This is a genomic window from Rheinheimera sp. (genome assembly GCF_020217005.1).
In the GTDB taxonomy this organism is placed as follows: domain Bacteria; phylum Pseudomonadota; class Gammaproteobacteria; order Enterobacterales; family Alteromonadaceae; genus Pararheinheimera.
Window position 1 is genome coordinate 1 of record NZ_JAIWOI010000137.1, and the last position, 10,000, is coordinate 10,000.

At 47.6% G+C, this 10,000-nt stretch carries 12 protein-coding genes; 2 read left to right on the top strand and 10 right to left on the bottom strand.

Annotated elements, in window-relative coordinates:
• The 3 genes from LDL40_RS06675 to LDL40_RS06685 form a co-directional block, all read right to left on the bottom strand.
• On the bottom strand, positions 1-256 hold a 256-nt coding region (locus LDL40_RS06675; protein ID WP_300994437.1), incomplete at its 3' end, for an AzlD domain-containing protein.
• Positions 249-977 carry an AzlC family ABC transporter permease gene (locus tag LDL40_RS06680; protein ID WP_300994438.1) on the bottom strand — a complete coding sequence of 243 codons (729 nt, stop codon included), beginning with the start codon at positions 975-977 and terminating at the stop codon, positions 249-251. The genes LDL40_RS06680 and LDL40_RS06675, both read right to left, overlap by 8 nt.
• Positions 974-1,504 carry a helix-turn-helix transcriptional regulator gene (locus tag LDL40_RS06685; RefSeq protein WP_300994439.1) on the bottom strand — a complete coding sequence of 177 codons (531 nt, stop codon included), beginning with the start codon at positions 1,502-1,504 and terminating at the stop codon, positions 974-976. The genes LDL40_RS06680 and LDL40_RS06685 overlap by 4 nt, the downstream gene beginning before the upstream one ends.
• Positions 1,505-1,761: 257 nt before the next feature.
• Here LDL40_RS06685 and LDL40_RS06690 point away from each other — a divergent pair, with 257 nt between their 5' ends.
• Positions 1,762-2,622 carry a delta-class carbonic anhydrase gene (locus LDL40_RS06690; RefSeq protein ID WP_300994440.1) on the top strand — a complete coding sequence of 287 codons (861 nt, stop codon included), beginning with the start codon at positions 1,762-1,764 and terminating at the stop codon, positions 2,620-2,622.
• 87 nt (positions 2,623-2,709) lie between these two features.
• On the opposite strand, the gene LDL40_RS06695 is transcribed toward LDL40_RS06690, so the two are convergent.
• The 5 genes from LDL40_RS06695 to LDL40_RS06715 form a co-directional block, all read right to left on the bottom strand.
• A complete protein-coding gene (locus LDL40_RS06695; RefSeq protein ID WP_300994441.1) occupies positions 2,710-3,699 on the bottom strand; it encodes a hypothetical protein in 990 nt (329 codons plus the stop codon).
• A 417-nt stretch (positions 3,700-4,116) separates the two neighbouring features.
• On the bottom strand, positions 4,117-4,482 hold the full coding sequence (locus LDL40_RS06700) for a hypothetical protein (RefSeq protein ID WP_300994442.1): 366 nt from the start codon (positions 4,480-4,482) through the stop codon (positions 4,117-4,119).
• A 58-nt stretch (positions 4,483-4,540) separates the two neighbouring features.
• Entirely contained in the window at positions 4,541-5,680 is a 1,140-nt protein-coding gene (locus LDL40_RS06705) for an acetylhydrolase (protein WP_300994443.1), read from the bottom strand.
• 79 nt (positions 5,681-5,759) lie between these two features.
• Positions 5,760-6,149: a hypothetical protein gene (locus LDL40_RS06710; protein WP_300994444.1), complete on the bottom strand. Its 390-nt coding sequence runs from the start codon at positions 6,147-6,149 to the stop codon at positions 5,760-5,762.
• A 48-nt stretch (positions 6,150-6,197) separates the two neighbouring features.
• Positions 6,198-7,160 carry an oxidoreductase gene (locus LDL40_RS06715; protein ID WP_300994445.1) on the bottom strand — a complete coding sequence of 321 codons (963 nt, stop codon included), beginning with the start codon at positions 7,158-7,160 and terminating at the stop codon, positions 6,198-6,200.
• 103 nt (positions 7,161-7,263) lie between these two features.
• Between LDL40_RS06715 and LDL40_RS06720 the strand changes: the two genes are divergently transcribed.
• The gene (locus LDL40_RS06720; protein ID WP_300994446.1) at positions 7,264-7,875 is read left to right on the top strand and encodes a TetR/AcrR family transcriptional regulator; all 612 of its coding nucleotides are present in this window, start codon (positions 7,264-7,266) and stop codon (positions 7,873-7,875) included.
• A 130-nt stretch (positions 7,876-8,005) separates the two neighbouring features.
• Here the strand turns inward: LDL40_RS06720 and LDL40_RS06725 are convergent, their stop codons facing one another.
• Both LDL40_RS06725 and LDL40_RS06730 read right to left on the bottom strand, forming a co-directional pair.
• A complete protein-coding gene (locus LDL40_RS06725) occupies positions 8,006-8,902 on the bottom strand; it encodes an SDR family oxidoreductase (RefSeq protein WP_300994448.1) in 897 nt (298 codons plus the stop codon).
• Between the two features lie 188 nt (positions 8,903-9,090).
• Complete coding sequence (locus tag LDL40_RS06730) at positions 9,091-9,861, bottom strand: Atu4866 domain-containing protein (protein ID WP_300994450.1); 771 nt, start codon at positions 9,859-9,861, stop codon at positions 9,091-9,093.
• Positions 9,862-10,000: the final 139 nt, after the last annotated feature.

A 10,000-nucleotide genomic window follows, 5' to 3' on the forward strand; every position in this document is an offset into this window, starting at 1 on the left:
CCAGGATAGTACAAAGCCCACCCAGTATGGTTGCCAGCCATGGAGCTGTGCCAGTTTGAACCGGGACCAGCGATACACCAAACATAGCGGCAATCATGGTAGGCGCCAGCACGGTCAGCCACACCGGCATAGCTTCTGAATTGTTGCTGATACTACGACGCAACAAGTGCCGCCGCATCCAAATCAGCGGTAAAGCACGCAATAAAAAGGTACCTAAAGCACAAGCCAGCATGAGCAACCAAAGCGAGTTATCCATGGATTTTTCCTTCTGCTTTGAGTTTGGCCTGCACCAGATAAAACAAGGACACACCGCACAAGGCCGCTAAAGGAATAGCAGAGTTGGTCATGCCAAGCAGTTTCAGCACCAAAGCTGTAGCTATGGTGACCAGCATAGTTAAGGTCCACTGCACAGAGGTAAAACGTGGTGCCAACAACACCAGAAACAGCGCGGGCAACGCAAAAGGCATCACTTCACCCAATAAAGGCCAGTTTTTGGTAATTTCTGCCCCGGCAACAGCACCTACAGCAGTGCCAGCAATCCAGCTTAACCAGGCAATTAAAGCAGCGCTGATATACCATCCCATCCGGTCTTTTTCCGCCAATTGCGGCAATCTGGTATGGGCCAACGCGAAAATCTGATCAGTTAAACCATGCATAAGTACAGGCCACCAGCGGCTGTTGGATAAATAAGGCGCAATGTTAGGCCCATACACCAGATGCCGGGCATTGATCAGCAACGTCATCACCAGCACCAGCCACAATGGCGCACCAGAAGCCACCATAGCTATAAACAAAAACTGCGAAGCACCTGCATAGATCAGAGCTGAAATAAGCACAGTTTCCAGCGCACTAAAACCGGATTGCACCGCAATTAAACCAAAAGAAATAGCCACGGGAATATAACCGCCCAAAAGCGGCAATGCATCGCGGCTACCTTGTTGCCAGGCAGAGCTTTTTGACAGATCAACTGAACTCATAAACTCTCCTTGCCTGGCTGATACACTATAGTTAAAAGCGCAGTGGCCCAACTTTCGCCTGTGCGGTACAAATGCGGCACATCTGCAGAAAATTTATGGCTTTGTCCTGCGGTTAAAGTTTTGCTATCACCTGCAGTGCCCACCTCAAGCTGTCCACTGATCAGAGTAATAGCTTCCACAGTACCTGCGGCATGGGCCTCCGACTTACGTTCTGTAAAAGGCGCGCAAGACATCCAATATGCATCTACAGGCTGATTATCTTTACCTTGATCAATCAGGCGCACCTGAACCCCGCTCTCCCCCACTAAAGCACTGACAGGCGCTATCAAATTGCCAAAAGGCACCTGCAGCTGCAACGACAAACGCCAGATGGTGTCCAGTGTCGGATTGCCATTACCCTGCTCCAGTCTGGACAAATTAGATTTAGCAATGCCGGCATCGGAGGCCAGTTGCGACAGCGATAAGCCCCGTGCCAGCCGTAAACTTTGAATATGCCGTCCCAGCGTGTCTAAAGTTGCTTTATCCATCACAGTTCCAATTCGTTCTTTATATAGAACGTTCTATATAAAGAACAGTGATTTGTCAATACAGCTCCAGCGGTCAGGGACAATAGCCCCGCCTGTGCCCTTGTTTTACTATGCGTTCAATCAGCATCAAAATCAGTCAGAAAAAGTAGCAGAACCCAGAGCATCATCTAAAGTGTATCGGCCCGGCAGCACACTATGATCATGGTGATGAATAGTGCCGCATTCAGCCCGGCAGACCCACTTACCAAGGACATGCTATGAAACTATCTTTTTTTTCTTGTCTGTTATTTTCCGCTATCGCCTGCAGTGATCTGCAGGCAGCTGAAAGCTCACATCATGCCGTCAGTGACGAAGTGATAGCGCAGCAAAATGCCAAACTGGCCGCGGCCACCAAAGACAAAGGCTACGGCCCACAGTCTCCGCGTGACATAGATGTGAAAACCGGCAGTGATTTACGCTTATTTGCTTTAGCACCTTCGTACGACCATATGAACCTGTGCAATATTCATATGCATGTCAGTGCTGAACACAAAGGCGGCGAGTTCACCACTTATGCCGGTAATGGTGACGGTAAGGGCATGGGGTCGGGTTATAAATACAATGGTAAACTCAGCAAAGCCGAGTTAACCCCAGTCAAAGAGCCTATTTGTGCTGGAGAGCATGGTAGTTTGCATTCAGGCGACACCATCGAAGTGCATTATGTTCACACCAGCGCTATGGCTACGCCGGGCGCTACCTTAAACTCATGCATGAGTGAAGCAATTAAAAACCCTGAACTGCGGGTAGAAGCTCAGGTTTTTGTGCTGGTAAACGATCCTAAAGCACTGGATTTCACCCAACTTGCCGCTGTCGGTATGGAAGATGGCTACCATCAGGCGCTGAATATTCCGGATAACACAGGCAAACCAGTACAGTATGCAGGTTCAACCACAGGCCCTGACTATAATGAAGTCGCTTCACCTTTTCAGGTGAGCTGGGGCGTGCGGCCTAAAGTGGCAAAGGTCAATATTGCCACTGTAGGTCAATGGTGTAAGGCCAACCCCTTTAAAGAATCAGAAGCTCACGCCGTACGTAATCTGGTGACCAACCCGGATTTATTGTCAAAAATTGAAGACTAACCACTGATCCTGGCTGTGACCAGATCCCACTCTGGTCACAGCATTCTCTGCTTTTTTCTGCTAAAGCACTTTGAATTCCAGCAGTCGTCACATGTAATGCTCCAGTGCCAGATAGCTGCGCTGCACGATCTTTTTCAGACAAAAATCCTGCTTCCGGACGTCGAATTGCCATAACATCAACGCACCGAGCAATTCACTTTTTCTGTTCGCATGCCGGGTTAACAAACAATCCCCTTCAATAACGGTTTCAACCCCATAAAGTTCCGCCTCAAACAACACGGTCGAGTTGATGCCGTGCACCTTTTTTGCACCTTTAATCAAAGCGCGCGAACAGTCTGTAGACCAATAACTTCGCTTCGAACTAATCTGATAACTGGTGTTATCACGAGGATGTCGTTTAAAGACTAAGGTGTCATCCGGATACAATGATTCTATGTAGTCGATGAACTCTTGCATGCCATTCACAAATCGTGAATTCAATTGAATATTTGAATCCTGAGCCAGCTGCAAGGGCACAAAAATATAGTTTTGCTGGCCAGAATACGTGGGGACATCCTGAAAAAACACATCGCGCTTGTGCTGCAAAATCGGGGCGACATCTTTTGGTAACCAATCCAGATCATTTGCCGCCAGGCTAGAATCGACGTTAATACCTTGCCTATCGAAGTAGATGTGCTGAGTTTGAGGAAAAAAACCGCATTCAATAAAGCTGAATTTCAGCTCATTAGCACGCAAAAACTGTTTTAACGGATCAAATACCGGCACAGATCCACTCCACAACAGAGTACCAAGGCTCTGCTGAAAAAACTCCACAGGCAGCAACTGCAAGGGGTGGCGATACTCCAGACTGATCCCATATTTTTGAAACCAGTCTGCAAGACCCGATAGCCAGATAGGTACTTGCTCTACCGGATTAAGGGTAAAGATAACCACATAAGGTTGTTCTGGCTGAGTTTGATAAAAAGCACTATTGCACGAAGAAAAGCTCGCCGACACTGTACTTTCATCGATAGTAATTGTATTAGATTGAACCATCTTGCCCGACATACCTTGCTTCATCGTTTTCAAAAAGTGCATACCCCAGGCTTCTGTTTAACTTTCAAATCTACCCCACCGATTTGATTGGATGATCTGTTTGGCCGCCGCTTTGGCGAGCCATAAATAGTTCTAAAAACAGAACAAAACCTATAGGTATAAACCAACTAACCTTTGTCTACGCTGATTCTGTGACATTGAACCAATCTGGCGGAAAAAATAGCTGAAAAACCAGCGCTAATAGCGGGGGCTGTGGGGCAAAGTCAGAAGTAGGTTCAGTTGGTTTTGATGGTAACTAAAGGCTGGCGCATCAGACGGTAAGCAAATAAGGCAAATAGATGGCGTAGCCTCATCAAAAAGTGAGGCGAACAGTAAAATTATTCGCCTCATCTGCGGAATTGAGCAGCGTCTACTGAATTAAAAAACAAGGGTAGCTTTGATTTCTGCCGACGACACCTGTTAGGGTCTGTGGATCAAAAAAGCCGCTATGACCAGAGCACAAAAAATACCGGCATTAAACTTTGGCTGCCAGTACTCCATAAATAGAAAAGTGATTGCTAACCATCCCAATCCAGCAACAATTGCCAAAACTTGCACAAACCTTTCGTTCATTAGATCCATTGCTCGCCACGCTAAGAACAGTCCAAGCAATCCGAAAACAATTTTACCTAATGAAAAAGCTGAGTTTAGCCCGTAATACAAAGTCGTCTCTAAACCTGGGGCGCGCGCATTACGCAGGTATTGAGATGCGACATCGACAATGAAATGAAGAATTCCTGTTAGGGTGAGCCAGCCATATGCGATGTAGATGATGTATTTTTGCATGCTTTATTTACCTTTAAATCCGGGCTAACCAGCTTTTGCACTAATGCAAAATCTGCAGTTATGACGTTGTTGTGGTTTGTGGCGAAACAACAGGTAACTCTTGCTGCTCCAGAATAGAACTCCAGTTTGTCCGCCACAGCGCGAGCGCCCTATCGTCTCCTTTGAATATCAAATCGAAATATGCCAGGGTAAGGTCTGCAGTAGCAGTTTTCACTTTGGAGTTTAGTGATAATCCCCCGGTAAATGGACGATCGGTGAACATGCTGTGGGACCCGTCACGATAGACAACGAGCAATTTATTCGGGTCTGAAATTGCATTAAAGAGCTTCAACCTATCCTCAGTATCAGAGTAATAACCAGGAATATTGATTTCATCATCCGTAGAAGTAATGTGGATGGTAGGGACAGATATTTTGCTGAGCACGGCCTTCAGGTCTGATTCACCATAAAACGGCGGCGCCGAAATAATAATTCCAGCCCGGAAACGGCTGTCCAGGCAGTCAATGGTTTTCCCCTCTCTTACCACTTGCGCACCTACTTTTAGTAATGCTGTATTTGCACCATACGAATGACCTGCTATAACAATCCGCTGATGATCAATGGCTGCGCTATAGTGGCCAGTCTCTGCAGACAGTAACTGATCAAGTGCAAAACTTACATCTGTGGTGCGGGCGAGCGCTTCATCCTCTTGAGCTGCTCCCTGCAATCGGTCAATCAGACCAAATGGATTACCTTTCCAAAGTTCCGCGTCACTACCCACATGCTGGACGTGAAGACTGGCAACACCATGTGTCGACCAGTGCTTTCCAAGATAACTATATCCTTGCCGCCCTCCCCCCATGCCGTGCGAAAACACCACTAATGGCACAGTCTTTTTATAGGCAGTTTTCATTGGCCAATAAAGACGTGCAGGAACCGGACGAGAACGCGCTGGATCGATCCAATTAAAATCGATCACTTGATAACTCTGTTCATTGGGCTGGACTATGTCACTTGAGTGACATGCAGCTAATGGGGCAAGCAGTAACATCAGGCATAATTGCCTGCGTTTCTGGTTTACTTCCATATCTGCTGGCGAAGTTGTGACTGGAGTCAGGCCGCAATCAACGCCTTGATGCCCTGTATCTATAGATAAATGCTTTAGTTGGCGACTTAAAGAACCAAGTTGCTCTTTCTTGTCGCCTAATAAATTTTGCATACATATGCCTCAAGCAAGATGGGAAAGTTGTCCACTGCATCTATCCCGCTCCCCGAAAAACCGCTTCGGACCAGAACAATCAAAGAGCACAACCACGTTGAGTCTGTTGCTCCGCAAGCAGGCCAATTCGCCTGTCTGCTTCACTAGAGGCCGAGGCAGCTTGCCCATAACGAGCGGCCACGATAACGGGCATAATCACATGCCAGGAATCACTTTTCGCTTGCTCTGCTACATCTTTTGTCTGTTTTGCTTCCTCTGTTTGCTGAGCTAATTCTGCACAACTTAAAGCTCCAAACTGCGATTCCTCCACAGCGCTTTCCGGGATCTGCGCACAGGCCAAAAGAAGCGTCGAGGCCACAAGCAAGCCAACCAACCGCATGGCTACTATTAACTTGAGCTGCGCCAAACCTCTGATAACATTAAAAAAGAGAAAACCTTTTTTCGCCAATACGTTCATTTTTGTGTTCATTCATTGCCTCAATACTTGAAAGTAAAATTTTAGAAATATCGTGATACGCTACTGAAGCAAAGGTACTCCGGCATGAGTTGACTCTGCTGCCAAATCACTTGGATAAACCACACCAGTAAGAATCTCCGACTCTACCCAAAGCCTTGCACATGCACTCTCATCGAGGCTCTGCGGAGGAAATTTTGCTGAGGCAGGGTTTCCCCTAAGCTCGCTGAGTTTGTCAGGGCCGTAATAGGCCCCCCCATTTGCCTGCGCTGAAGTTGCGGCAAACAATGTGGGTAAAGCACCTTGGGGGGCGGGTTGAAACAGAAACCACAGGAAGCGACGGGCCATGCCTTGAGCGCTCCAGGGACCAGCACTATTAATCAGCAAGTCAGTACGGGAAATACCGGGATGAGAGGCGATACTCTGGATCCCCCAGTTCGCTGCATCACTTTGTCGCTGAAGCTCGCGAGCGAACATCAGACAGGCAAGCTTTGATTGACTGTAGGCCGACATTGGCTTGTAATCTTTCTGCGATTGCAGGTCGCCAAAATTGATTGCCCCGCTTCGGGCCGCAATACTGGATACCGTCACTACACGCGGCTGATTTCCTCTGCGCAACAGCGGCAAAAGCCCAGCAGTCAATGCAAAATGGCCAAGGTAATTGGTACCAAATTGCAGCTCAAACCCATCTGTCGTTGCTTGCCATTTTGGTGGAGTCATCACTGCTGCATTATTGATCAGAATGTCAATACTGCTGTGTGAAGCCTGAATCTGTTGGACGAATGCCTCAATAGAGGCCAAACTGGCAAGGTCTAGTGTCATATATGCCACATTCGCATTTGCGACAGTTTTGCTGATCTGGTTGAGTGCAGCCATCCCCTTTAACTGATTTCGACCTGCAACAATTACATTTGCGCCGGCTTTAGCCAGTGCTATTGCAGTTTGGAATCCGAGGCCGCCAGTACCTGTAACCACGGCTGTGCGGCCATGTTGAGATGGGATGTCAGAAGCTGTCCAATGGGTCATAATACTTGCCTCAAAATGGTGAGATAACTACAATTAGTGCACATTAAAATGCACTCAGTGCAAACATTAATGCATTGGATGCGTTGATGCAATAGGTTTTTACATGTCAGAAATTCATACACTCTTAGCGTCACCTCAACCGGAAGGTGCACGCGAGCGCAAGCGTCGTGAAACACGCCAACGAATTGCCGAAGTTGCACTGCGTTTGTTTCTTGCTCAGGGGTACCACGGCACTACTTTGGATGTGATCGCGGAAGAGGCAGGTATCTCGCGTCGTACTTTCTTTTCTTACTTCAAATCGAAAGACGATATTATTATGTTTGGGCTGGAAGCCGATTGGGCCAGCATGATTGATGATTTGCTTAAAACTTCACCAGATGTAGCGCCTATAAATGCAATTCGCGATCTGATGGTCCGGCGGATCGAACGTCATAACACAGCGCAGATGCAGGCTATCGACAAACTGATGCTCTCAAGCGAATCACTGCTGGCCCGTAAACAATCGTTTTACATCAAACAGGAGCAACTGTTATTCAGCGCCCTGTGTGAAGTATGGCGACAACCTGAGCGCCGCCCAGCTTTGCGTATGTTAGCCATGATGTCTATCGGGGCTATGAGGATTGCACTTCAGGCCTGGCGAGAAAGCACTGATCCGAACAAAACAGTGAGCAGTTTTATCCTGGATGCATTCAACTGTGTCAGAGCTGAACTTTAGCTAACAATAATCATTGTGAAACTAAGTAAGGCATTGCGAATAACTGGCCCTTCGTGAAGATAAGGGCCAGCTCATCAGTTATATGCCTGTTGCAGGCAGGTCTGATTCACACAAATGGCAGAGTTGAGGTTCAGGTGTCAGAGTAAGATGGTCCTTCAATATCAGCAATCAACCCTATTTGGGTCGGGCGCCAGCCTAAATGCTCCTGAGTATTCTCACTTGAAGCTAAAATATCCATAGCCGCAAAATGAGCAAACCAGCCGAAATGCTCCGCAGCCTCTTCTGCTGATTTGCTGATAACCGGCAGATCCAGTTTGCGGCCTATCACTTCTGCAATTTTAACGAATGGAATACCGGCTTCCGCAACCGCATGATAGCGAGCCCCCATACAACCTTTTTCAACGACCAACCTGAACAGCCTTGCAGCATCAAGCAGATGTACAGCAGGCCAGTTGTTTTGGCCTGCTCCAGCATAGACAGATAGGCCTTTTTGACGGGCGATGTGAATGAGCATTGGAACAAAAGCATGATCACCCTCGCCATGCACAGACGGAGGCAACCTGATTACCGATGTATGCACCCCTCGTTTTGCTGCAGCATCAGCCGCCTCTTCCGAAGCAGCTCTGGGATGAGCCAATGAGCCTGTTTGGGGTAAAGTTTGTTCTGTAACCAGCTGGCCTCTTGGCAGAATACCAAGAGCAGAAGTAACAACCAAAGGCCTTGTGGTTTCACTTAATGCATCAGCCAGAACTTCAATAACTCGGCGATCATTTTCACAATTCTCTTTGAACCTGGAAAAATCATGATTAAACGCGGTGTGGATCACAGCATCAGCCGATGCGGCAACATGCCATAATGATTCAGGCTGATCTATAGTACCGATATGAACTTCGGCCCCTAAGCTCATCACCACAGTCGCCGCTTCGGTAGAGCGCGCCAGACCTATGACCTGATGTCCTGCATCTATTAACTCCTTTACGACTGCTTTACCCACAAATCCGCTGGCTCCGGTGACAAAAATACGCATGAAAGATTCTCCTGCTTGATAGCAGTTATTAATGTTAGCGACGAAACTCAAACCTGAGCGAAATCTAAACCATGACTTCGGCGATACCGAGCTAAAAGCAGACTAGCTGCACGATAAAGTCTGCCTTTTATGCGTTCTCATCCAAAAAATACTATGGCTCTGCTGACAAGGAAAACCGTGATTCTCCGCTACTGCCGACGATAAAAAATCATGCCGCCATGGTGCAAAGTGTTGGCATCAACAAACACACCGTCTGCGGTAAAGCCTGTATCGTCCCAATAATCAATCTGGTTACCTTTGACTTCGTAGCGCCCCTGATAAGCACTTTCTTTGTGTCCACGGGCCTCGTCGTAGCGGCCATTGGCAAGCAGTTGCTGACGGATCCGGCCATCTGCTGTAACCCACATGCCCAAATAAGGATGTTGTGCACTCATTGGTTGATCTCCTTGTTGATCAAAAGATGTTGGAAGAGGAATACGGTTCATCACATCGTCGTATTGAGTTAAATCGAGAAAAGCTATCACCTCAGTGGCACGCAGCTGCTGCATGCGGAAAATCCAGACAAAGCTGTTGTTATAGGGCTTGCCGTCTTTCGCCACTGCTGCTCCGTCCCAATACACCACCACATCATTGCCTTCGGCCCAGATGTCGTTCACCCTGGGTTTGACGAAGGAAGAAAGACGGGCCGCAAATGGCGCAACGGCCTGTTCGAGAAACACTGCGCGGCCTCTATAAGTGCCAGCCGCCGGACTGCTGCCTTTGATAGTCCAGACCACATCCTCAGAGAGCACCTCCTGAAAAAATGTGCTGCCACCTGCCGCCCACTTGGCAAATGCCTGTGCAATAAAGGCTTTGTTTTTTTCTGTAACAGCCTTATCCGAACTGGCCTGTGTAAAAAAGCTGGTCATCATGGCTAAAACCAACAGCATGCTGCTAAACAAGCGGTTTTGTACTGTCATAGTGATTTCTCCTGTGGCTAATGAGTGCTGTAGACCAGCTGTTGCCTGGTCTTTTTTGTTCAGCACTACTGTGGCTCAGGCAGAATCTATGGTGATAGAAAGATCCTCCAGACTTATTGCATTATTGTCCGGTTGAATA

Excerpts from the sequence above, each read along its gene's own strand:
- LDL40_RS06680 (WP_300994438.1), bottom strand. The coding sequence starts at position 977 with ATGAGTTCAGTTGATCTGTCAAAAAGCTCTGCCTGGCAACAAGGTAGC.
- LDL40_RS06685 (WP_300994439.1), bottom strand. The coding sequence starts at position 1,504 with ATGGATAAAGCAACTTTAGACACGCTGGGACGGCATATTCAAAGTTTA.
- LDL40_RS06690 (WP_300994440.1), top strand. The coding sequence starts at position 1,762 with ATGAAACTATCTTTTTTTTCTTGTCTGTTATTTTCCGCTATCGCCTGC.
- LDL40_RS06695 (WP_300994441.1), bottom strand. The coding sequence starts at position 3,699 with ATGCACTTTTTGAAAACGATGAAGCAAGGTATGTCGGGCAAGATGGTT.
- LDL40_RS06700 (WP_300994442.1), bottom strand. The coding sequence starts at position 4,482 with ATGCAAAAATACATCATCTACATCGCATATGGCTGGCTCACCCTAACA.
- LDL40_RS06705 (WP_300994443.1), bottom strand. The coding sequence starts at position 5,680 with ATGCAAAATTTATTAGGCGACAAGAAAGAGCAACTTGGTTCTTTAAGT.
- LDL40_RS06710 (WP_300994444.1), bottom strand. The coding sequence starts at position 6,149 with ATGAACACAAAAATGAACGTATTGGCGAAAAAAGGTTTTCTCTTTTTT.
- LDL40_RS06715 (WP_300994445.1), bottom strand. The coding sequence starts at position 7,160 with ATGACCCATTGGACAGCTTCTGACATCCCATCTCAACATGGCCGCACA.
- LDL40_RS06720 (WP_300994446.1), top strand. The coding sequence starts at position 7,264 with ATGTCAGAAATTCATACACTCTTAGCGTCACCTCAACCGGAAGGTGCA.
- LDL40_RS06725 (WP_300994448.1), bottom strand. The coding sequence starts at position 8,902 with ATGCGTATTTTTGTCACCGGAGCCAGCGGATTTGTGGGTAAAGCAGTC.
- LDL40_RS06730 (WP_300994450.1), bottom strand. The coding sequence starts at position 9,861 with ATGACAGTACAAAACCGCTTGTTTAGCAGCATGCTGTTGGTTTTAGCC.